Origin of the sequence: Enterococcus raffinosus, assembly GCF_019175485.1 — a bacterium.
Classification (GTDB): Bacteria; Bacillota; Bacilli; order Lactobacillales; family Enterococcaceae; genus Enterococcus_A; species Enterococcus_A raffinosus.
In genome coordinates, this window is the sequence record NZ_CP072889.1 from 1,083,721 (window position 1) to 1,106,022 (window position 22,302).

The window sequence follows — 22,302 nt, forward strand, 5'->3', positions numbered from 1 at the left end:
CGAATTTATCAAGGAACTTCTTTTTTTTGATCGTTTTCACCGATTATTGGTGTATACTGGGTGGGAGAAATCCATTGAAGCAAAAGTTAAGCTGCAGGTTGTTGAACCAGTTTGACTGATTGCTCTATTTTGAGGATTATGAGTACAGGGAGTGAGAGTGTGACGCAATTCTATTTTGTTCGACACGGAAAAACAGAAATTAATGAAGCAGGACGATTTAATGGGGGAACCGTTGATTCTCCACTGATTCCAACAGGAGTTGAGGCAACGAAGCGAATGGCGCAATATCTTAAGGATGTTCCATTCGATGTTGCATTGACTTCACCTCAAATGCGCGCGCAAACAACTGCGCAGATCATTCTTTCAGAAAATAAACGGCCGCCTGAATTGACGATTATTGAGGATTTACGAGAAATGCGTTTAGGCGATTGGGATGGTGAGAAGATTGATCAGATTACTGAAGCCTATCCGGAAGATTTAAAAAATTATCGCACACGTCCAGATTTGTTTGACGCAGAGAAATTTCACGCGGAATCTTATTCACATTTAATCGAAAGAAGTAAAGCAGTGATTGACAGCGTGACAGAAAAATATCCAAAAGAAAAAATATTGGTCGTTAGCCATGGAATTTTGCTAATGGCTCTATTGAATACCTTGAATGGAGTACCACTAGCAAAAATTCGTGAGAGAGGAATCTTAGAGAATTCAAGCCTAACGATTCTCACTCATTCAACAGACAAAACAGTGATCGAGACGTGGGGACAAACCTTCTAATCAAGAAGATTAGTAAATAATGAAAAAATACTGCTTGTCCATCTATAAATAGACGGTTAAATTCAATTTGTAATGTTTTTAACACAATCTTAACATTTTTAAAAAGAACTATATATTAATTTGAACATATTTAGAAAAGAACGCTCATATAACTATTTTAGTTATTTATGGGCGTTTTTTGATTGTCTTGAATAATAAAAAATGACATTAAATAATTTGGCAACTCTCTAAGATACACTTATTTTTTTCTTATAAGTGATTGAAGAAAAGATAATTTTTACCGAAACTCGTCTAGAGTTAAACTGAAAAAGAAAGGTAACTTATATATAACTTTTAGAAGGTTTCTTAAAGTCTTTTCTGTTTTTGTTTTTTTATTATGTAAGTAATTGAATGCCGATAAAATAAAAAAACGTCGTTCGCCTGATTAAAAAGACTTTGGAAAAGAAGAAACAAGAAAAAAACCCTTCGATTTTTTAATCGAAGGGCTCTCATTTTATTCTAATGTTGATGAGATCATTCTGTAAATAGATCTTTTCGCTTTAAGCGATAAGTTAATTCAATCATCGTTTCTTGATCTTCTAAAGGGACTGAAGCATCCGTTAAAAAGTACTCATAGCTGCGGAAAGTGAAGATGCCATTTTCTTGCTTAATCGCATCGATCAATTCTTTATAAGATGCTGTTAAATCATCGTAATCCCCAACATAAAGTGTTCGAACTGCTTGATATCCTGGAAGTACATAACTTTGGAATTTTTCTGTTGAAGGAATTTCTTTATCAATAGGAAAACCAATCTCTACATCTAATAATTCATCTTTAGGCTGCCCTGTATCATCAAGGTTTAAGTAGGAAATAAACGGTGTTCCTACGAGCTCAGCTCCGTGTTTTTGAATATATTCTAACAAATCCATAAAGGAAGTTCCGATATAATCTGGTAGATGCTCATGTGAGATATGAGTAGACATCGAAACGATTGTTTGTGCTGGTTTAGTGATTTTTTCAATTTGCATATAGCCATCCCTCATTTCATAAACTCCTACGCTGATTGTAACAAGGAATGAAATCGAATACAAATAGGAGCTATTCTTCCTCAGTAGAAAATCCTAGAACTTGCCCGTGCTGGTTCAAATAGTTAAAGAAAATAGGGAAGAGATCGACGTCTTCCTTTTCTAACCGATCTTTTTCATTGATTCGTTGCCACGTTTTAGCAGAGACACCTTGAGCTAATCTCTTTTTTGCTTGTTTAAAGGAAGGCTTTCGTTGATAGACGACTCGATTCAAGAGCTCTCCTTTAGCATAAAGGTAACAGTAATAGCCATCATCTTCAGGTAGTATTCCTACAAAGGTTTGGTTTTGCATGATTTGGATCAACTGCTTATTGCGGCGCAGAAACCTCTGAACAGTCAAGTAATTGTTCCACCATTGTGCAGAAGCTTCGTAATCGTGTCGCTCACTAGCTGCTTGGACCCGCTGATCAATTCGAGTAAGCAGAGCGGTGGACTGACCAAGCAAGGTCTCTTTGATTTCTTGCATCCGCAATTTAAACTCCTCATCTGGAGAGATTTCTTTGTAACTCTTGACGATACCGGCAACATACTTTAAAGGACCATCTAGACGATAGGTGCTATTAATTATTTCCTTCAGCTCTTGAATTTTACTTTCCTTATAAAAGGGACCAATGACTAGCCCATCTTCTGACCACTCACTCAGAACTTTCAAGTAGGGTGGTTTGTTGAGAAATTGAAAGTAGCCGTAGCCTTCATAGTAATTCATCATTCGATTATATCTTGGGCGAAGTTGATGAATTAAATGGCATTCTAATAAGAGCGCATCAAATTCAGTTGCCACCAATTCATAATCAAAGTCGTCGATCAAGCGGACCATTTCTTGAACTTTACGGGAGTGTTGCTTATTTTTAACAAAATAGGAACTCACACGTTGTCTCAAATTTTTCGCCTTTCCAACGTAGATTACTTCCCCGCTAGTGTTTTTCATTCTATAAATTCCAGGAGTTCTTGGTAAATTCTTAATTTTCTCTTTTAGCACATATTCACCTCATTTGTTCGATTTAACAAAAAAGATTTTTAAACAACTTTTAAACGAGCTGTTTCAGAATCATTTTTTTAACAAATTTGAAAATAATTGAAAAATAGGCCTTTTTGGTCTATTCTCTTAAAAAATAATCTAAAATATCAAGAAATGCAGTTCATTAACAATGACCTATCATTTCCATTGTGTTATAATTAATATTGTTAAGAAAGCAATGAGAGAGAGAATGGAGAGATGTTAAATGTCAAATAAAGTTTTAACCCGACGTGAACTACGTCAACAGAAACGCCAGAAGACCACGAACTATCGCTATCTTAAAAAAGGGTCTGCTGTAGTAGGTACTGCCTTAGTAACGGTTTCGGTAGCGGCACCATTACTAAACACACATGAAGTAGAAGCTGTTGAAGGAAAAACGACTGCAACTACGTCAAATATTGATAAAAAAGCGTTTATCAATGAAATTTCAAATGAAATCAAGCCATTAGCTGAAAAACATGACCTGTATGCTTCTATTATGATTGCTCAAGCCATCGTCGAAAGTGACTGGGGACAAAACGACTATGCGGAAGCCCCTTATTACAACCTTTTTGGATTAGAAGGTCAGTATAAAGGCAAATCAGCAATGCTGGATAAGAAAAATTCAGAAACTGGTCAAACTGAAAAGAAAGAGATGAAACAATACGGTTCTTATAAAGAAGCAATTCAGGACTATATTGAAATCATCAAAACAACTTCTCGTGACGGTAACGAAAATTACTTTAGTGGTACTTGGCGCAGTAACGCAAAGGACTACCAAACAGCCGCTGCAGCTTTAGAAGGACGCTTCAATGATGATCAAAGTTATGTTCAAAAATTAGTGTCAACTATTCAAGAACATGATTTAACTAGCTATGACGCAACAGAGCCAGTTACACCGCCAGTCGCTCAACCTGCTGTGGAAACACCAGCTCAACCGACTGAATATACTGTCCAATCTGGCGATACGGTTAATTCTATCACGGATCAATTCGGAATTGGTGTACAAGAGTTTAATGATTGGAACAATATTGAAGACAATAACATCTATGCTGGTCAAAACGTTGTTGTGGGCAACGGTACAGTAAGTGAAGAACCAGCGACAGTTGCACCAACAACCCAATTAGAAAATACCACACCGATTGTGGATCAACAACCAATCGTAGATCAACCGCCAATTGTTGATTCTACATCAACACCAGAAGTAACACCAGCACCAGAAACGCCGGTTGTAACTCCTGATGTAGCACAAACCACACCGGTTCAACAGGAAGAAGCGCCTGTACAGGAGGAACAAGCAGTACAAACACCTGTAACAGAGACGCCAGCGACAACAACGCCGGAAAAACAACCTGAACAAGTGCAGCAAGAACAACAAACACAACAACAGGATCAACAGCAACAGCAGACACAACAAGATCAGCAACAAACAACGACTGATCAGTCAACCGACACAACTCGCGGTCAACAAATCGTGAATGAAGCGGAAAAATATATCGGCACACCATATGTATGGGGTGGAAAAGACACGAGCGGTTTCGATTGTTCTGGTCTTACTCAATATGTTTACAAGCAAGTAACGGGTAAAGATATTGGTGTTTGGACTGTAGCACAAGAATCATCAGGTACGACAATCGATGTTAGTCAAGCACAACAAGGGGACCTATTATTCTGGGGCGACCAAGGATCAAGCTATCACGTAGCGATCTCAGCTGGGGGCGATCAATATATCCACGCACCACAACCAGGTGAAAACGTGAAATATGGTTCAACTCAATATTACGCACCAGACTTCGGTGTCCGCGTATACTAAAATTAACTTAAAAATAATATCCAAGAAGGCTTAAAGTGACTAAGTCTCCTTGGATATTTTTTTATTGAATTATAGAAATAATAGTCATTTCATTTATAAAGAGGACATTTTCTTTTGATAGCAGAGATTTTGCCTGCGGAAAAGCTGGGTCAACCCCGAAAGAAGAGTATTTCTATATGAACGCAACAAGGTAAGGAGAGAGTTGAAAAGCACCAAGAGAATGAAGAAACCACACTATTCAATAAAAAAGTCCATCAAAATAGAACTACAAAAATATTTGAAATAGTTTCTCCTGCTTATTTACTTCAACAAATAAAATATTACCACCATGCTTCTCAACAATTTTTTTACTAATGGCTAAGCCTAGTCCACTACCATTTTGAGTAGAACGTGAGCTGTCACCGCTGACAAAAGGATCAAATAATTGCGTTTGTAATTCTTTAGGGATGGGAGTGCCATCATCCTTGATTTCAAAAACAATTTGATTATCAAGTGTATAGAGTTTGAGTTGTACTGTTGTTTCAGGCGGATTATGCTGGATGCTGTTTCCGATCAAGTTATCAAAAACACGCCTTAATTCAGTTGGATCTCCAGAAATCTCTAACGCGGATTCTGGCAGGTCGAAATTTAAGTGGATCTTATTTTTTTCTGCGACATCAAGTTGTTCTAATAAAACTTCTCGGATCAATTCGACTAAGTCTAGATTTTGGCAGTGGAGCTGATAGTCAGGACTATCCAGCTTAGAAAAAATCAATAAGCGATTGACTAGTTCATTCATATGCGCTGTTTTTGACATAATGGTTTCCATCGTTTGAGTCAGCTTGTCATCAGAGACTAACCCATCTGCTACAGCTTTAGCAGTTCCTTGAATTGTAGTAAGAGGAGTACGTAAATCATGGGCCATATTGGCAAAAAGCAGCTGCCGTTCTTTTTCGTAAGAAGTTCGCTGCTGGGCGGCTTTTTTTAGCTGATCCGCCATATGGTTGAAGGAATTTTCGATTTCGATATATTCGTATTCCGCGTTCATATGGATTTTTTTACTATAATCCCCTTCATTAATCGTCCGTAACCCATCAATTAAAATGGTATTTGGTGCGACGATGTGTTCTTTGACCGATTTCGAGTAACGTCTAAGACAAAAAATAAAAATGAGTAGGATCGGAAGTACTAGAAAAGAGAGACTCTTAAAAATTGTTACAGCAGTAGGGGATAAAAAGCTGTTAAAAACGGGTCTTAAATTTCCTTGAATACTTTTTTGCGGGATTTTGGAAATACAGATGTATTCTCGTCCATCTGTTGCTTTAAAAGGAGCATAGGTCGCCATATATTTTACGCTTCGGTCGTTTTGCTTAAAAGAAATAATGCCGATTTGATAGACTTTTTGACTAAGAATGGATTGAAGTGCATCCATTTCAAGTAACTGCTTCTGCGTGTAATGTGTCTTCTTTTCACCCACTTCACCTTTGAAGTAGATGACCTCATTTTTTTCATCGAGAATTTCAATCCAGCCACCGAAATCTTTTAAAGTAGAAACATCGATATTTTTATAGTCAGGTCGTACAATTGTTTGTGCACACAAAGACTTCACTATATCATTTGTCCCAGAAACAAAAAATTGAGCAATCGTAGCAAAGAGTGAGATTAATCCCAGTAACAAAATCGAAGTCGTAAGATACTTCTTCGTCAAAAATCGTCCTAGTGTCTTGGGCTTTTTTTTCATGGCACTATCTTATATCCTAATCCGCGAATTGTTTGAATATAAGATTCCTCCTTTCTAGTTCCCAATTTTTCTCTGAGTCGACTAATATAGACCATGATATTGTTATCATCAACGATATAAGTATCTTCCCAAACTGCCTCATAAATCTGCTTTTTTGTGAATACTCTTCCTGGAGAAGCCATCAACAAACGCAGGATTTTAAACTCAATCGAAGTTAAGTTTATTTGTTCTTCTTCTTTAAAAAGGAGACATTGATCGAGATCAAGAGTCAAATCATGAAGTTTGAGAATTTTAGGCAGATGAACTTCTCTCGAACCTAATGAATAAAAGCGACGAAGCTGAGCACTGACACGCGCGACTAATTCTAAGGGATCAAAAGGCTTCGTCACATAGTCATCTGCACCAATATCTAAACCAAGAACCTTATCCGCACCGGCATCTTTCGCGGTCAAAAAAATGATTGGGATATTTTTTTCTGCCCGAATTTTTTTGATTAATTGATAGCCGTTGAGTTTAGGCATCATGATATCTAAAATGGCGAGATCGATTTTCTCTTGTTGGATACAGGTCCATGCCTCTTCACCATTAGTGGCCGATACTACCGTATATCCGTCTTTTTCTAAATATAAGGTAACAAAATCAATAATCCCTTGTTCATCATCCGCTACTAAAATTGAGAACCCCATTAAATGCACCCCCGTTACAAAATAGTTCCTTCTATTATACCTTTCTAATCGGCTATTTTATATCTACTCTTTTAAAAAGTAGGGAAGTCAAAAGTAAAAGACAAATAATAAGTACGATAGAAATAAGTAATGCGGGAACTACATTTTCAGCTTTGCCCGCAATCAGGTTGTTGCTTACAGATAAAGCAGAATATTTCAAAAGCTCAAGTGCATTCGTATTGATCAAATAATTTACGGCAAATAAGCTGACTAATGAAAAGATAAATGCAATGAAAGGGGACAAAAACAACCCTATCAGCAGCGTAACTGCCATAAACAAAGCAAGATGTAGAAAAATGAATCCAATCGTGGCGATCACTGTTGGCAAATCAATCGTGGAGGAAGAAAAATTCCCATTTCCAACATCAGTGTTTGCTATAAAAAGATAGTAACCGCCACCAGCTGTGAGAGTAAACAAAGTAAATGCACCAAAAGTAGTTGTTAGCAGCGCCAAAAATTTTGCAAAAACAATTGGACCTCGTTTTCCGATACGTAATAGCGTCATTTTTATTTGACCGCTGGAGATTTCTCCCGAAAACTGAAAGGCGGTTATTAAGATCAATAGGATTCCCCAAACACCTAAGGCACTAAAGAAGAGCCATAGGGTGGTAATAAAATCTAAGCAAGCAAATTTTCCATCAGCGGATAAGGCATCGCCAGTAAAAGTCAGCCCTCCAGTTGAAATACCAAAAGCCATAATAGCGACCAAAATTGACGGAATTAGCAGGATCAAACTATTTTTTCTTTTCAATGTTTTAATCATTTCCATTTTGTATATTGTCCAAATCTCCATAATTACTTGCTCCTTTTTTATCTCATTAACTCGATTAATTGTGCTTGTTGGTTGTCAAAATGTTCATTATGTTCAGAGTAACTAATTACACCATTGCTCAATACCAAGATATTATCCGTCAATTCACAGACTTCCTGCATCTGATGGCTGGAAAAGAGGATCGCCGTTCCTCGCTCCTGACAAAGCTTTTTCAGCAGTTCCTTCACTTCTTCGACACCAATAGGATCAAGGCCGACAAAAGGTTCGTCCAAAATCAACAGGTCCGGTTTTGTGATTAATGAGAGGGCTAAGGCCAACCGTTGTTTCATTCCAAAGGAGAAGTTTTTGACTTTTTTCTTCGCCGCATTACTGAGTTCTACAAATTCCAAGCTTTCTTGAATCAATTGATTACGTTCTTTTCGTGAAAGGGATTGAATTAACCGAAGGGAAAGTAGTAAGTTATCGTAGGCAGTCAAATCTTCATAAAACTGTACATCGACAAGTGAACCAATCTTCATTTTTGTCTCGGTATCCGTAGTATTTAAGTCTTTTCCATTAAAAGTCATTTTTCCATGATAATTTGTGGTAAGACCCAATACACATTTCATTAAAGTGGTTTTTCCTGCACCATTGCGCCCCAGTAATCCCGTGATTTTCCCAGGAAGTAGCTGAAGCTCTATTCCTTTTAAAATCTCGTTTGTTCCATAGCTTTTCCGCAGATTTTTAATTTCTAAAATCGTTGTTGTCATGTTTTATCCCTCCATTACTTGATAAAAGAAGTATAAAGAGACAAGCTTGCATAGAACCAAACTTAACCTTAAAGTAACCTTACAAATGACAAGTAACGGAAAAACAAAATTCGAAAAATGAAATAAGCGAAATTTATTATTTGTAGTCTTATTTTGGTATAATTAAGGTGATTCATGGGTATGGTTTTACAGATTCTTAAAAATAGTTGGTTGAGATAAAGCGTGAAGGACGAGTATCGTGGGGTGGGAGAAACGATGAAGATATTTTTGATTTTTAGTTTAATAGCTGCAATCGTCATAATCGTTCTGTTTATTAAGCAATCAAAAAAAACAGAGGCGGACGTTGTCACCTATGATTTGATTGTTTCGATAAAGGTAGCGCCCGCGCCTAATATCCTTCAACATCCGAAAATAAAACAAGCAGCAGCTTGGGAAGTATATGGTGAGGGTGTTTTTAAGGGGAAATCCGTTATCACTAAAGAGGAAATGCAGTCGTTGCTGATAAAAGAATTATGTTTATCAAAAGAGGATGTTCTTGTGGTAAATATGAGAGAGTACAAGAAAAAAGAAGTACCTATTAAAGAGGAAGACTAAGACAGTCTTCCTCTTTTTAGTAAACGAAAGATTATTGGACACACAGCCAGGAGCCTATAGCAATGAAAGATAGAGAAAGGATATATAGGACAACACTTGTACATAAGACGATAATCTTTCCGTTTTCACTCAGCAATGTATCTTTATAAAAGAATAGAAATAGCTCGTATTTACGGAAAAGGAACACACGACCAGCGACGATCCCAGAGATAATACCAGATAATAGTAAAAAGACTGAAAAGCTGATGAATGACATTCGCTGTAGAAAAATACAAAAGGACAGTACAGTTAAATATACATATTTTTCCAAGATCATCACCTGATTCCTTTAAGGCTTTCGTTTCTTCTTTTATTATACGAAAGAAAGGTGAAGGAGGGACGTTCCATTTTTTTAAACATTTTAAAAAACTAGGGAAAACCGATGCTTGGGTATGTATAGTTAATCAAATCTATTCTTTCCACAAGAGCTCATATTTATAGAAAGCTATTCATCTTTCAAATATCGCCAAAGAGTGGTGCGGCTGATTCCTAATTGTGCAGCTGTCTTGGTTTGATTGCCGCTATTTTGCTCCAAGACATTTAAAATGATTTCCTTTGAATAATCAAACAAAGTTGGCTTTTCCACCTTTGTTTGTAGATGGAAGCTGTCTGAATGAGCAATGGAAAAATTTTGAATCAAGCGTTCTTTTCTAAGCAGTTGAATAACTTGGTGCTCAGAAATATAGTGAGTAGTGGAAGTGATTACCAATTCCTTTATAGCAGATTGCAATTGGTTAAAATTCCCCGGCCAATCAAAAGCCAAAAACTCCTTCATCGCCTTGGGGTCAAAGCCAATGATGTCTTTATTGCATTCAATATTCATTTTGTTTAATAGCAGAGTTGTGATTACACTTAACTCATGTTTTCGTTCTTTAATCGGTGGTGCGTAGATGCTAGCACAGTTAAGCTCGAAAAGCAATCGATGATAAATTTTCTCTTCGCTGGCGTTATTAGTGTTATAGGTAAACAGCAGATTGTTTCGCTGCAGCAGCTTCGTATTTTTTACAATCGTAATCAGTTGTTCTACATCTCGAATAGAAAGCTGTTCTACATTTTGAAATAGTAATGTGTTATTTTCATCTACCAAAGGGCCATTCGTTGGATTGACGAGAAATTTCCACATTTTCTCATTCATTAGTTTGGTGTCAATTGAAATCAGTTGGTTCGTATGAATTTCTTGATTTAGAAAGGCTTGATAGGCAATACTAGATTTCGCTGTACCTGTCTCACCCGCAATAATAAGCGAGTGATAGAAGTTATTTACTTGCTGCAGCTTCTGCTTTGTTTCCTCCTGAATGAATTGTGTAAACATCAGCTTTTTAGTAAACATCTCTGCAACTTCTACTGGCTTTTGATAAAAGATTCCAAAACGATTATTGATGATTGGTGGTGTCGAGAGCTTCAAGGTACAGCTAAAATAGGTTGCATCATCAACGCGAATTTTTTTGATGGTAATCATATAGACGTTGTTTTTATAGGTATGATAGTATTGATTTTCGTCAATGCTGTCTTTTTTTGTGCTTAGAAATTTTGCGATGGTGTTCGATAAATCGTTGGAAACATTGGAGTAATGGACGTGAAATGTCGCATCATAAATGATTAATTCTTGTTTTTGTTGCTTCATACTTTCCTCTAGTACTAATTTGTTATGTTGGACCTTTTTTAAATGCTTTGCGATCGTTAAAGCTTCTTGGTAAGCATGTTTAACACTTTCAAATCCTGATGTGATCAAAATGGTATTGATAGATTTTGTCAAGGCTAAACGGTTTGTAATTGCATCGCATAAAATCATTTCGTAATTTTCTTCAGCTAAAACATCCAAAGTCATACTCGCATCAGTCTTATCGTCCAGTGTGATGATTTTAATGTTGTAGCCCAAAATATCGCATAATAGGTGAGCCATTTCAGTGATGCTGGCATAGCCGACAATGGCAAAATTTTCTGTGTAATTTCGAGCTAGCCGAATGGTGCCAAGGATATCATAGATGGAAATAGATACGTCAATAACTGGAATAGAGACCACCTGTCGAATTAAATCAGCCGTTCCACCACGGGAGATGATGGCATCGTAGTTGTTGTTAAAAAGTTTTGTCGCAATTTGCTGCCCTTCTTTCAGATCAGCAGTATAGATATCCGACGCTACCTCTTTAAATTGTTTGCTGACAACACTCATTGAATTGTTTAGCTCTTCGTAAGGAGCAATCCCTAAAATTTTAATTTTTGCTGACATCGTATTCCTCCTAGTGTTTCATATAGTAACAATTATATCTGACTTTTTCTCTAAAATATATTGATAGGGAGAAAACGTTTCAATGTTAAACGGTTTTTTTTATTTTTGAATATCATTGATCGAGTGTGCAGGCTAAAATGAAAACATGAAATTTAAGGTGGTGAACGGATGATAAAGCTGCTAGTGATCGCAGATGATTTTACAGGGGCGCTGGATACGGGAGTTCAATTTTCGAAACAGGGAATTTCGACGCTCGTCTCAACGAATACAGAAATCAATACTAATGAAGTAGATGAAGACATAGAAGTATTGGTGATTGATACAGAAAGTCGTTACCTGAGTAATGATGAGGCTTACAAAATAATCCGCGACTTAATTGTAAGCGCTAAAAAAATGAAGATTCCTTTTATTTACAAAAAGGTAGACTCAGCATTAAGAGGAAATATCAGTGCTGAAATCAAAGCTGTTTTAGATGCTAGTCAAACAACTGCGATCCCGTTTTTACCAGCTTATCCCGAAATGAATCGGGTATTGATTAATGGCAATTTATATATCGATCGGGTACTAGTTTCGCAAAGTGTCTTTGCAAAAGATCCTTATGAACCGGTAATTGAAAGTAATGTGCTACGACGATTAAAGAAAGAGGCAAATATAGAGGGGCAGTTGATAAAAAATCAACTATTGCCAGATACATTAAAGGGTGTTCTTGTCTTTGATGCTGAAAGAGACGAGGATTTAGAAAAGCAAGCCACTCTATTAGAGAAGGCAAACTTACTATCTATCTCCATTGGCTGCGCAGGATTTGCAAAAGTATTGGCGACAAAGCTTTTTTCTAAAGTGGAGTCCCACGAGTATTCATTGAAGAAGCCGCTTGTGGTGATTTGTGGAAGTGTTAATCCAGTAACCCGCAAGCAAGTCGATTATATTGAAAAAAAAAATTACCCTCGAATTTCCTTAAGACCTCATCAGTTATTGCAACAGAACTATTGGTCCAAGGAAGGAAAAAAAGAAATTGCCGACTATCTGTCATTGCTTGAAGACCAGTCATTGATTCTTTTTGAAACGTTAAGTGAAGAGACTAGTCGAGGAATTGAATTAGTTAGTAATGAGCAAGGACAGGATGTTACGGATTTTCGGTTTAGAATTGGACAAGCGCTGGGGGAACTTACTCAGGCATTATGGTCGGAGCATACGGAGAATACCTTCCTATTCACCGGAGGAGATACACTGTTTCAATCAATGAATGTCTTAGGAATCAATCAGATAAAACCAATCGCTGAAATCAGCCCCGGAGTCGTCCTTTCAACAATTATTTGGCAAGAAAAAGAAAATCAGGTGATTACCAAATCAGGCGGCTTCGGAAATGAAGCACTATTTGAAGAAATCTGTCACTTAACAGAATAGAGAAAAAGAGAATATTTAGGAGGAATCGGAATGCTTATAGATTATAGTTTAAAAATGCCGAAAAATATTATTGCTGGCGAACATGCTATCGAACAGTTGGCATGTATTATCGCTAAAGATGTAAAAAAAATCGTGATTTTTACTGATAAAGGAATTTTAGGAGCAGGCTTAGCCGAACAGACTAAGTCATTAATCGAAGAGGCCGGGATCAAGTATGTAGTCATATCAGAAATTCCCGCAGAGCCTAACTACAATGAGGCACAAGCGATGGTGGATATCTTCAAAAAAGAGCAAGCAGATTTCATCATCGCTATTGGCGGCGGCAGCGTGATGGATGTGGCGAAACTTGCTTCGATCTTAGCAACGGACGATTATACGATCAAAGAGCTTTTAGATAATCCTTTATTAGCGAAGAAGCAGGTCCAAAGCTTAATGATTCCAACGACAGCTGGAACAGGCTCTGAAGCAACACCAAACAGTATTGTCGGAGTCCCAGAAAAAAAACTAAAAATTGGCATCGTAAATCCTGAAATGATTGCGGACTATGTCATTTTAGAGAGCCGTATGATTAAGAATCTGCCAAAACCAATTGCTGCTGCGACAGGTGTGGATGCTTTATGTCATGCGATTGAATGCTTTACCTCAGTGAAAGCCAATCCCATCAGCAATACTTTCGCACTCGAAGCACTTGATTTGATTATGAACAATATTGTTGAAGCTTGTACAAATTCAGAAGCGTTAGAAGCCAAAAGCAAGATGTTGCTAGGTTCCTTCTATGCAGGTGTAGCGATTACTTCTTCTGGTACAACTGCGGTTCATGCGTTGTCTTATCCATTGGGAGGAAAATACCACATTGCTCATGGTGTTTCCAACGCGATGCTGTTGACACCGGTAATGAAATTCAATCAGCCGGCAATCAAGGATCTCTTGGCAATAGCCTATGACCGTGTGATCAAAGACGGGAATAAGGAGCTTTCAATAGAGGAGAAATCAGCGTATATGCTAGCGCAGCTGGAAGATATCGTTAAGGTGTTAGAAATTCCAACAAGCTTAAAGGAATTTGATGTACCTGCGGAGGATTTGGATGATCTGGTAGCAGCGGGAATGGAAGTCACACGATTATTAGTCAATAACAAACGGGAAGTAACACCAGAAGATGCAAAAAATATCTATTTGGAAATTTTATAGTAGGAATGGAGCAGAAAAAAATGACAGAAATCAAAGGAATCATTTCGCCGATTTTGACACCGATGCATGACGACGAAAGTGTAAATTATGAAGAGTTTAGAGTACAAATCAATCGGTTGATCGACGGGGGCGTACATGGAATCTTCGTTTTCGGAACAAATGGCGAAGGCTACATTCTTTCAGAAGAAGAAAAAGGTGAAATTATGAAGGTTGCGGTAGAAGAGGTCAATGGGCGAGTTCTAGTTTACGCATCGACTGGATTGATAGGGACACAGGATACGATCCGCTTGTCACAAAAAGCAAAGGAAATTGGCGTTGACGTACTTTCTATTATTACCCCGGCCTTTGCCGCAGCTTCGCAGGATGAATTGTACACCCATTTTAAAACAGTCGCTGAGAATGTTGATATGCCGATTGTTCTCTATAATATTCCTGCTCGAACAGGAAATGCACTTGCACCAGCCACGGTTGGAAAATTAAGCAAGATCAAAAACATTGTTGGTGTGAAAGATAGCAGTGGGAACTTCGATAATATTTTACAGTATATTGAACAAACACGGGATCGCGCCGATTTTGCTGTACTCTCAGGCAATGATTCATTAATTTTATGGACCTTGTTCGCTGGTGGTCAAGGTGGGATCGCAGGCTGCTCAAATATCTATCCATTCGTGATGGCACAAATTTATGAACAGTTCTTAACGGGAAACATCGAAGAAGCGAGAACTTATCAAGATTCGGTCCGTTCCTTTAGAGATTGCTTTAAATTTGGTAATCCTAATACGATTGTGAAGCATACGGTTGGTTTACTAGGGTATCCGGTAGGCAAATGCCGTGCACCTTTCAATCAAGTGTCAAATGAAGCGACAGAAGCCTTGAAAAAAGTAATTGCTGAAAACAAAGCAAAGGGCATGAAATAAGAAGGGGGAAGTCAACGTGAAAAAAATTATTGGCATTACGATGGGTGACCCTGCTGGGATTGGGCCCGAAATCGCAATTAAGGCCTTTAACAAGACAGAATTATATGACCGCTGTCATCCAATATTGATTGGAGACAAAAGTGTATTGGCTTACTATTTAGCAAAGCATCCAGAGTTGAAGCTGACAATCCATGTAGTTGAAAAACCAAGTGAAGCGAAGTTCTCCTTTGGAACCATTGACTTGATTGATTTGGCAATCGTAGACATGTCGAATTTTTCAATAGGTGAAGTATCCGAGGTTGGGGGCGATGCCGCGTTTCAATATGTAAAAAAAGTCATTGAATTAGCGATGGCCAAAGAAGTCGATGGCACCGTGACCAATCCGTTAAATAAAGAAGCAATGAATGCGGCGGGGCATCATTATGCCGGTCATACCGAAATCTATGCGGACTTAACGAATACGGAAAAATATACCATGATGCTGGCTGATGGCAATTTGCGTGTTGTTCACGTTTCAACCCATGTTTCCTTAAGAGATGCGTGTGATTTGGCAACCAAGGAACGAGTATTGGATGTCATTCGAATCGCTGATCAGGCCTGTAAGAATCTAGGAATCAAGGAACCAAGAATTGCTGTGGCGGGACTAAACCCACACTGCGGCGAAAACGGTTTGTTTGGACAAGAAGAAATCAATGAGATTAATCCAGCGGTTGAGGCAGCTCAAGCAGAAGGGATACAGGCATTCGGTTCACTGCCAGCAGATACAGTCTTCTCGAAAGCAAATGGTGGAATGTATGACATTGTTGTAGCGATGTATCATGACCAAGGCCATATTCCTTTAAAGACATTAGGCTTTGTTTATGATCAGAAGTCTGGCGCTTGGGAAGCTGTTAAGGGTGTAAATATTACGCTAGGATTACCGATTATCCGTACTTCTGTCGATCATGGAACGGCCTTTGATCAGGCAGGTAAATGGACGGCCAGCGAATTCAGTCTTGAAAATGCGATTGATTACGCGATTCGTTTAGCTGAAAACTCTTAGGAGGGTGTGAAAATGATTATTGATGCTGTAGCGAATTTAACCCACTATAACAAGCTATTTCCGGCGATTCCTGAAGCCGTGGAGGCGATGAAAAGTATTCAACAGCAGGAATTTGGCAAAAAATATTTCTTCAAGGGTGGTTACTTCTTCTTTCAAGAAGGAGTGACCAAACCTATCGAAGAAGCGCAATTTGAAGCACATCAAAAATATGCAGATCTCCAAATTGTCTTAAAGGGCGAGGAGTATATTGCCTGGAATAGACTAGCGGATTTAACGGAGGTTTTGCCCTACGACCCTGAGAAGGATGTACAGAAATTTACAGGACAAAATACTCATAAGATGAAAATCTCGGAAGGCATGGCGTATATTTGTTTCCCTTGGGATGGTCATCAGGCGGTTTTTCATGTGGATCAGCCGCTACATTTTACGAAAGCTGTTATTAAGTTGGAGCTTAATACAAAATAAAAGGAGGAAAAAGAATGACGAAAGAACTACCAAAAGTGAGACAATCTGAACCGAATGGGGTCGTTTATCGGGACGAATTTATGAATATCGATTTTGCATTGATTCCCACAGGCGGAAAAGCGACGGCTCATGCGCCTGCATTGATTGAAACGAAGGATGGCGGCATGCTGTGTGCTTGGTTTGCTGGAAGTTTCGAAGGCAGCGGGGATATTTCTATCGCTGTATCTAAGCTTGACCCTGAAACACAAGAATGGTCTGAAGCAGAAATTGTTTCTCGCGGGGAAGATCGCAGTGAACAGAATCCTGCATTCTTCAGAGCGCCAGATGGCGATATTTGGTTGATCTATACTTCTCAGTTGAGTCGCCAAGAGGGGAAAGACAACATGCAGTTCACCTCTATCATCATGGTTCAAAAATCAACGGATGAAGGTCAAAGCTGGGGTGAACCTGAAGTTCTGTTTAATAAGGAAGGAACTTTTTCTCGGCAAGCGATTCAAATATTAAGTAACGGCCGCTGGATCTTCAGTACCTGGCTATGTGAAGACTCGCCTGAAGGTTTGACTAACGATCCAACAGAGTTCCAAGTTTCAGATGATCAGGGGAAAACTTGGAAAGCGGTTCGGATGCCTGACAGTAATGGGCGGGTTCATGCCAATTTGAATGAGATGGAAGAAGGACATTTAGTCGCCTTTATGCGCAGTCGTTTCGCGGATCATGTGTATAAGAGTGAATCCTTTGACTACGGAGATACTTGGACAGTACCTGAAGCGACCGTCTTACCGAATAATAATGCCAGTGTAAGTGCAATTAAGCTGCAATCAGGCGAAACCGCTTTAGCTTATAATGTGAACGCTGCCAATAATGCCGAGTTTGGTAAAGTTGCTTGGCCAGGCTTACGTAATCCCGTCGCTATCTCTATTTCCGAAGATCAGGGACAGACTTGGCCGATAGGACGAGTTTTTGAACCGGCGGAAGGCTATATTGGGATCGAAAACAAAACCAATAATTCTCAGCATGAATATCCGACCTTGTATCAAGACAGCAAAGGAATTCTACATTTGGTTTATGCCTATAAAAATCGGTTATGTGTGAAGTATGTACGGTTCACAGTTGAAGAGTTGTTTGGTGAAAAGAGAGAAGCTGAAGGCGTCTATAATCCAACCTCAGGAGAAGGCGTTTAGAAATAGGTGTTCGTGGTTATATAGTGAAAGATTTTTCAAGTTAAGGTTGTAAAATTCCAGCATCAGTGTGTTGCGCTGCAGAGCGACCGCTGCTCAGGACTTAGAATTGCGTTTAGTGGGGCTCCATAAGACAAAAGCCATTGCCTTGTGGAGCAACAACAAGTGAAAAACAGTTTTATTAAAGGAGAATACAAAAATGACAATACAAATGATTCTCGCCCTGGGTATTTTGATTTTCATGATTGTTTTGATCATGTCAGACAAATTGGCCTTTGGCGCACCCCCGTTGTTAGCTTGCCTATTATTGGTAGTTACTGGTTTATCGACTGTTCAAGAGGCTTTTGCCGGGTTTATTAATTCGAGTGTCGTTATGGTTGCCGGATTTATGGTAGTCATGGCCGGGTTGATGAAAACCACGCTGATCAGCCGCGTGCAGTCTGCGATGATTTCGCTGGTGAATCGCGGCGGTTATAAGAGCTACGCGCTTTTATTAATTGTTGTGATGTTAGGCGCCAGTCTGACTGGCTCAGGCTCTACTGGTTACTATGTACTTATTTTATCCCTAGTATCAATGATTCCTTATAACAAAAAAATGCCTACATCTAAATTGATGATGCCTTTAGGTTTTGCGACGAATCATCCGCTTGTGCCCTTTAACTGCGCGCTTTTTTATGGAGTGACGGTCAGTGTTTTAGAAACGGCAGGCTATAAGGACACGATCTCCATGCCGAAGTTTGCGGTAGTCAATTTTATCTTGGCAATGGGCTTTCTGATCTGGAGTTTGGTTGCTTATCGTTTACTGCCTGATCATGAAATAACAGAGCCAGGTGAAGAAGATAAAACTGAAACTACAGCTACAGAAGTATTGCCAGCTTGGAAAGAAAACACAACGATTGCTTTATTTATTCTTAGTGTAGCTGGCATGATGATGATGAACACACTTGGGGATGCTTCTTATGTAATCCCTGGACTAGCCGGCGCCATATTATTGGTGATGAATGTTTTAGACTTCAAGGAAGTACGAGACAGCATGGGTGCACCAGTAATCTTGATGATGGCCGGAGTTATTGGCGTAGCGGACGCATTAGCGAATACGGGTTTCACCACAATGATCGGGGACCTTGTAGCAGAAACCTTGGGAACGAATATCCATCCCTTCTTCTTGATTTTAATCTTTGCTTTACTGACGAGTACGTGTGCGACCTTCACAGGTTCAAATATGGGATCGGTCTATATTTTCGCACCGATTGCGATTGCTACTAGCATCAGTTTAGGAATAAATCCAGTAGCGGCAGCGACAGCTGTGGTAATCTCTGGTTGGAATGGCGGCTATATGCCGGTTGACGGTATGCCTGCGATGATCTTAGGAATGGGAAAATACAAACTTCCTGAATTTTGGTTGTATTCTGTTCCAATGTATTTAATCCGAATCGTTGCTTTGTGTGTAGGTGCTGTTGTTATGTTCCCATTTAATTAAACGGGCGTAATGATTATTTTACCAAATGAATTATTAAAAAATGAATCCACATAAGGGAGTAACTGACAATGTAGTGTTGTGGCAGCATCACCAATCCTGAAAGAAATTTCTGGTGCTGTCTTAAACGGTGAGACTTGTGTATGTTGACTGAAACATACGCAGGTCTTCTTTTTTTATAAAAACATAAGGAGGAAGTTATGACAGAATCAACAAAAAAACAAAGTACAATGGCCTTTTATGCTTGTTCAGAGGAACGTGTTTTGCAAGATGTGCAATCTTCTATGGTCGGATTGAGTGGGGAAGAAGCTCAGAAAAGATTGCAGGAATATGGAAAAAATGAACTGGCAGAGGGCAAAAAGAAAAGCATCCTCGTGAAATTTTTCGAACAGTTTAAGGACTTTATGATTTTAGTTTTGTTGGCAGCGGCGATCATTTCGGCGATTGTTTCTCATGAAATCGTGGATTCGATTATTATTTTATTGGTTGTAGTAATTAATGCCCTAATGGGAGTTTTTCAAGAGGCGAAAGCGGAGCAAGCAATCGAGGCATTGAAGCAAATGTCTACTCCAAACGCCAATGTTTTAAGAGACGGGCACACCTTATCTATCAAAAGTGATGAATTGGTTCCTGGAGATATTGTACTATTGGAAGCCGGCGATGTTGTTCCAGCCGATACTCGCTTGTTGGAAGCAGCTTCATTGAAGATCGAAGAAGCTGCCTTAACCGGTGAATCAGTGCCGGTAGAAAAAGAAACAGGCGTATTGCCGGCTGGTGATATCGGCATTGGCGATCGGATAAATATGGCGTTTTCCAACAGTAATGTCACGTATGGTCGTGGTAAAGGAGTAGTAGTAAACACGGGAATGAGTACTGAAGTCGGAAAAATAGCTGACATGCTGGCGCAAGCGGATGAAACAGAAACCCCATTAAAGAATAATTTGAATGATCTTGGCAAGTTTTTGACAATGGCGATTATTGCCATTGCGGTTATTATGTTTATTGTAGGGACCTTAATTAATGGGACTTCTTTTGTTGATATGCTTCTGACATCTATTTCCTTAGCGGTAGCGGCAATCCCGGAAGGATTACCAGCAATTGTTACAATTATTTTAGCCTTAGGCACACAAGTGATGGCTAAGCGAAACTCTGTTATTCGTAAACTACCAGCAGTTGAGACGCTTGGTAGTACCGACATCATCGCTTCCGATAAAACAGGAACACTGACGCTGAATCAAATGACTGTAGAAAAAGTGTATGACAACTTTCAGCAAAAAGCTGCTAAACAAAAAATTGAAGCAGATAATCTGACATTAAAAATTATGAATTACGCAAATGACACAAAAATTGCGCAAGATGGAACGTTGATCGGTGATCCAACAGAAACGGCCTTGGTCCAGTTCGGAATCGATCAGCACTTCGATCTTAAGGAACGTTTGGAACAGGAACCGCGCGTAGGGGAATTGCCCTTTGATTCAGATCGTAAATTGATGAGTACCGTGCATCAACTAGCTAACGGAAAATATTTAGTGGCGGTAAAAGGTGCACCCGATGTGCTTATTCAACGAACCAATCGCGCATTTGCAGATGAACAAGAAATTCCGCTGACGGAAAAGCAGAAACAGGAGATTCTATTTAATAATACCGATATGGCGAAGCAGGCTTTACGAGTTCTGGCGATGGGCTTTAAAGTACTTGATGACTACCCTCAAGAACTAACTTCAGAGGTACTGGAAAATGAGTTATGTTTCGCTGGATTAGTGGGAATGATCGATCCTGAGCGAAAAGAAGCGGCGGAAGCTGTTTGGATGGCGAAAGAAGCAGGCATTCGTCCAATCATGATTACCGGAGATCACAAAGACACCGCTGAAGCAATCGCGGTTCGTTTAGGCATCATTCACGCGGGTAATTCTAATGCCGTTTTGACCGGTGCTGAGCTAAATGAAATGAGCGATGAGGAATTCGCGAAACAGGTGTACAATTATTCTGTTTATGCCCGCGTGTCACCGGAGCATAAAGTTCGCATCGTAAAAGCCTGGCAGCAAGAAGGAAAAGTGGTGGCGATGACTGGTGATGGTGTCAACGATGCTCCGTCACTTAAGCAAGCGGATATTGGTATCGGTATGGGAATAACAGGGACGGAAGTATCCAAAGGGGCGTCTGACATGGTTTTAGCAGACGATAATTTTGCTACGATCGTTGTCGCTGTTGAAGAAGGGCGCAAAGTATTCTCAAATATTCAAAAAACAGTTCAGTATTTGCTAGCAGCTAATCTTGGCGAGGTATTGACGTTGTTTATTGCTACTTTATTCGCGTGGGATACATTACTGCCGATCCACTTATTATGGATCAATTTGGTCACAGATACTTTTCCAGCAATTGCGTTAGGAATGGAGCCAGCTGAAAAAGATTTAATGAGTCATAAGCCAAGAGGACGTAGCTCCAATCTATTCTCAGGCGGGGTGTTTAGCAGCATTATTTATCAAGGTATTTTGGAAGGCGGAATTACGCTATTCGTTTATTGGTTTGCTATCCAAAATCCTGCACATACAGCATTGAACATGCTAGGTCTTTCTGCTCAGGCTTTGTATCAGCTGCAGCACGCCGATGCCTTAACCATGTGCTTTGCGACACTTGGCTTTATGCAGCTGTTCCACGCATTTAATGTGAAATCTGTAAGACAATCCATCTTCAAGGTTGGACCTTTCCAGAATAAAACCTTTAATTGGGCAATTTTACTGTCCTTTGCCTTAATGGGAGTAATCATCTTAGTTCCTGGCCTCAATGATATTTTTCGAGTAGCCTCATTAAACGGTATGCAATGGGGTGTGGTTGCCACAGCCTCCTTCTCAATTATTCCAATCATTGAAGTTGTGAAGGTCCTTCAGCGAAAATTATCTAGCGAAAAAATTGAAGAAGCCGTGATTGAGTAATTTTTAAGAGTTTCTATAAAGCAAGAAAGCAACGTACTGTTCAGTGTACGTTGCCTTCTTTTTATGCAGTAAGTTGTTTTTTAAGACATACGTATTTTGCTGTACTTGTTCCGACAATTATTGTATTGACGTAAATTTGTTCAATGATCCCTGTTACTTTTTCTCCATGGCAATCATAGGTGGTGATTTCATTTCCAATAACTAATTCCATCAATTACTC

General features: G+C 39.2%; 19 protein-coding genes and 2 pseudogenes. 12 read left to right on the top strand and 9 right to left on the bottom strand.

Annotation, left to right across the window (positions count from 1 at the left end):
- The first annotated feature begins 159 nt into the window (after window positions 1–159).
- Window positions 160–774, top strand: a complete 615-nt coding sequence (locus tag J9537_RS19845; protein ID WP_218257476.1) for a histidine phosphatase family protein — start codon at window positions 160–162, stop codon at window positions 772–774.
- Window positions 775–1,287: 513 nt separating this feature from the next.
- On the opposite strand, the gene J9537_RS19850 is transcribed toward J9537_RS19845, so the two are convergent.
- Together J9537_RS19850 and J9537_RS19855 are read right to left on the bottom strand one after the other, a co-directional pair.
- Entirely contained in the window at window positions 1,288–1,782 is a 495-nt protein-coding gene (locus J9537_RS19850; protein WP_028020873.1) for a GyrI-like domain-containing protein, read from the bottom strand.
- A gap of 70 nt (window positions 1,783–1,852) precedes the next feature.
- Entirely contained in the window at window positions 1,853–2,767 is a 915-nt protein-coding gene (locus J9537_RS19855; RefSeq protein ID WP_245001337.1) for a GIY-YIG nuclease family protein, read from the bottom strand.
- Window positions 2,768–3,062: 295 nt separating this feature from the next.
- On the opposite strand from J9537_RS19855, the gene J9537_RS19860 reads away from it, so the two are divergent.
- On the top strand, window positions 3,063–4,649 hold the full coding sequence (locus tag J9537_RS19860; protein WP_218257478.1) for a C40 family peptidase: 1,587 nt from the start codon (window positions 3,063–3,065) through the stop codon (window positions 4,647–4,649).
- A gap of 265 nt (window positions 4,650–4,914) precedes the next feature.
- Here the strand turns inward: J9537_RS19860 and J9537_RS19865 are convergent, their stop codons facing one another.
- Genes J9537_RS19865 through J9537_RS19880 form a run of 4 tightly spaced genes read right to left on the bottom strand, consistent with a single transcriptional unit; the run spans window position 4,915 to window position 8,615 of the window.
- Window positions 4,915–6,369: a HAMP domain-containing sensor histidine kinase gene (locus J9537_RS19865; protein ID WP_218257479.1), complete on the bottom strand. Its 1,455-nt coding sequence runs from the start codon at window positions 6,367–6,369 to the stop codon at window positions 4,915–4,917.
- Entirely contained in the window at window positions 6,366–7,055 is a 690-nt protein-coding gene (locus J9537_RS19870; RefSeq protein WP_218257480.1) for a response regulator transcription factor, read from the bottom strand. The genes J9537_RS19865 and J9537_RS19870 overlap by 4 nt, the downstream gene beginning before the upstream one ends.
- Window positions 7,056–7,107: 52 nt before the next feature.
- Entirely contained in the window at window positions 7,108–7,887 is a 780-nt protein-coding gene (locus J9537_RS19875; protein WP_218257481.1) for an ABC transporter permease, read from the bottom strand.
- A 17-nt stretch (window positions 7,888–7,904) separates the two neighbouring features.
- On the bottom strand, window positions 7,905–8,615 hold the full coding sequence (locus tag J9537_RS19880; protein ID WP_218257482.1) for an ABC transporter ATP-binding protein: 711 nt from the start codon (window positions 8,613–8,615) through the stop codon (window positions 7,905–7,907).
- Between the two features lie 255 nt (window positions 8,616–8,870).
- Here J9537_RS19880 and J9537_RS19885 point away from each other — a divergent pair, with 255 nt between their 5' ends.
- Window positions 8,871–9,209, top strand: a complete 339-nt coding sequence (locus tag J9537_RS19885; protein ID WP_245001338.1) for a hypothetical protein — start codon at window positions 8,871–8,873, stop codon at window positions 9,207–9,209.
- Window positions 9,210–9,240: 31 nt separating this feature from the next.
- Here the strand turns inward: J9537_RS19885 and J9537_RS19890 are convergent, their stop codons facing one another.
- Window positions 9,241–9,525, bottom strand: a complete 285-nt coding sequence (locus J9537_RS19890) for a porin (protein ID WP_218257484.1) — start codon at window positions 9,523–9,525, stop codon at window positions 9,241–9,243.
- A 168-nt stretch (window positions 9,526–9,693) separates the two neighbouring features.
- Window positions 9,694–11,478, bottom strand: a complete 1,785-nt coding sequence (locus J9537_RS19895; protein ID WP_218257485.1) for a sigma-54-dependent Fis family transcriptional regulator — start codon at window positions 11,476–11,478, stop codon at window positions 9,694–9,696.
- A gap of 168 nt (window positions 11,479–11,646) precedes the next feature.
- Here J9537_RS19895 and J9537_RS19900 point away from each other — a divergent pair, with 168 nt between their 5' ends.
- The 9 genes and pseudogenes from J9537_RS19900 (at window position 11,647) to J9537_RS19935 (ending at window position 22,082) form a co-directional block, all read left to right on the top strand.
- Complete coding sequence (locus J9537_RS19900) at window positions 11,647–12,882, top strand: four-carbon acid sugar kinase family protein (RefSeq protein ID WP_218257486.1); 1,236 nt, start codon at window positions 11,647–11,649, stop codon at window positions 12,880–12,882.
- Between the two features lie 54 nt (window positions 12,883–12,936).
- A pseudogene (locus J9537_RS20895) lies at window positions 12,937–13,500 on the top strand (iron-containing alcohol dehydrogenase); the annotation flags it as partial.
- A 36-nt stretch (window positions 13,501–13,536) separates the two neighbouring features.
- Window positions 13,537–14,070 (top strand): annotated as a pseudogene (locus J9537_RS20900) (iron-containing alcohol dehydrogenase); the annotation flags it as partial.
- Between the two features lie 20 nt (window positions 14,071–14,090).
- Window positions 14,091–14,987, top strand: coding sequence for a 4-hydroxy-tetrahydrodipicolinate synthase (gene dapA / locus J9537_RS19910; protein ID WP_218257488.1), 897 nt, complete (start codon window positions 14,091–14,093; stop codon window positions 14,985–14,987).
- A gap of 40 nt (window positions 14,988–15,027) precedes the next feature.
- Window positions 15,028–16,029 (top strand): 4-hydroxythreonine-4-phosphate dehydrogenase PdxA, encoded by a 1,002-nt coding sequence (pdxA, locus tag J9537_RS19915; RefSeq protein WP_218257681.1) that lies wholly within the window; start codon window positions 15,028–15,030, stop codon window positions 16,027–16,029.
- 12 nt (window positions 16,030–16,041) lie between these two features.
- Window positions 16,042–16,494, top strand: coding sequence for a NanQ anomerase/TabA/YiaL family protein (locus J9537_RS19920; protein ID WP_218257489.1), 453 nt, complete (start codon window positions 16,042–16,044; stop codon window positions 16,492–16,494).
- Window positions 16,495–16,508: 14 nt separating this feature from the next.
- Window positions 16,509–17,675 (top strand): sialidase family protein, encoded by a 1,167-nt coding sequence (locus J9537_RS19925; RefSeq protein WP_218257490.1) that lies wholly within the window; start codon window positions 16,509–16,511, stop codon window positions 17,673–17,675.
- Between the two features lie 196 nt (window positions 17,676–17,871).
- Entirely contained in the window at window positions 17,872–19,152 is a 1,281-nt protein-coding gene (locus J9537_RS19930; protein WP_218257491.1) for an SLC13 family permease, read from the top strand.
- A 197-nt stretch (window positions 19,153–19,349) separates the two neighbouring features.
- On the top strand, window positions 19,350–22,082 hold the full coding sequence (locus J9537_RS19935; protein ID WP_218257492.1) for a cation-translocating P-type ATPase: 2,733 nt from the start codon (window positions 19,350–19,352) through the stop codon (window positions 22,080–22,082).
- 61 nt (window positions 22,083–22,143) lie between these two features.
- On the opposite strand, the gene J9537_RS19940 is transcribed toward J9537_RS19935, so the two are convergent.
- The gene (locus J9537_RS19940; RefSeq protein ID WP_218257684.1) at window positions 22,144–22,296 is read right to left on the bottom strand and encodes a hypothetical protein; all 153 of its coding nucleotides are present in this window, start codon (window positions 22,294–22,296) and stop codon (window positions 22,144–22,146) included.
- Between the last annotated feature and the right edge of the window lie 6 nt (window positions 22,297–22,302).

What these genes read in the sequence shown, in the direction of transcription:
- J9537_RS19850 (WP_028020873.1), bottom strand. Translation starts at nt 1,782, where the DNA reads ATGCAAATTGAAAAAATCACTAAACCAGCACAAACAATCGTTTCGATG.
- J9537_RS19855 (WP_245001337.1), bottom strand. Translation starts at nt 2,767, where the DNA reads ATGAAAAACACTAGCGGGGAAGTAATCTACGTTGGAAAGGCGAAAAAT.
- J9537_RS19860 (WP_218257478.1), top strand. Translation starts at nt 3,063, where the DNA reads ATGTCAAATAAAGTTTTAACCCGACGTGAACTACGTCAACAGAAACGC.
- J9537_RS19865 (WP_218257479.1), bottom strand. Translation starts at nt 6,369, where the DNA reads ATGAAAAAAAAGCCCAAGACACTAGGACGATTTTTGACGAAGAAGTAT.
- J9537_RS19870 (WP_218257480.1), bottom strand. Translation starts at nt 7,055, where the DNA reads ATGGGGTTCTCAATTTTAGTAGCGGATGATGAACAAGGGATTATTGAT.
- J9537_RS19875 (WP_218257481.1), bottom strand. Translation starts at nt 7,887, where the DNA reads ATGGAGATTTGGACAATATACAAAATGGAAATGATTAAAACATTGAAA.
- J9537_RS19880 (WP_218257482.1), bottom strand. Translation starts at nt 8,615, where the DNA reads ATGACAACAACGATTTTAGAAATTAAAAATCTGCGGAAAAGCTATGGA.
- J9537_RS19885 (WP_245001338.1), top strand. Translation starts at nt 8,871, where the DNA reads ATGAAGATATTTTTGATTTTTAGTTTAATAGCTGCAATCGTCATAATC.
- J9537_RS19890 (WP_218257484.1), bottom strand. Translation starts at nt 9,525, where the DNA reads ATGATCTTGGAAAAATATGTATATTTAACTGTACTGTCCTTTTGTATT.
- J9537_RS19895 (WP_218257485.1), bottom strand. Translation starts at nt 11,478, where the DNA reads ATGTCAGCAAAAATTAAAATTTTAGGGATTGCTCCTTACGAAGAGCTA.
- J9537_RS19900 (WP_218257486.1), top strand. Translation starts at nt 11,647, where the DNA reads ATGATAAAGCTGCTAGTGATCGCAGATGATTTTACAGGGGCGCTGGAT.
- dapA (WP_218257488.1), top strand. Translation starts at nt 14,091, where the DNA reads ATGACAGAAATCAAAGGAATCATTTCGCCGATTTTGACACCGATGCAT.
- pdxA (WP_218257681.1), top strand. Translation starts at nt 15,028, where the DNA reads ATGGGTGACCCTGCTGGGATTGGGCCCGAAATCGCAATTAAGGCCTTT.
- J9537_RS19920 (WP_218257489.1), top strand. Translation starts at nt 16,042, where the DNA reads ATGATTATTGATGCTGTAGCGAATTTAACCCACTATAACAAGCTATTT.
- J9537_RS19925 (WP_218257490.1), top strand. Translation starts at nt 16,509, where the DNA reads ATGACGAAAGAACTACCAAAAGTGAGACAATCTGAACCGAATGGGGTC.
- J9537_RS19930 (WP_218257491.1), top strand. Translation starts at nt 17,872, where the DNA reads ATGACAATACAAATGATTCTCGCCCTGGGTATTTTGATTTTCATGATT.
- J9537_RS19935 (WP_218257492.1), top strand. Translation starts at nt 19,350, where the DNA reads ATGACAGAATCAACAAAAAAACAAAGTACAATGGCCTTTTATGCTTGT.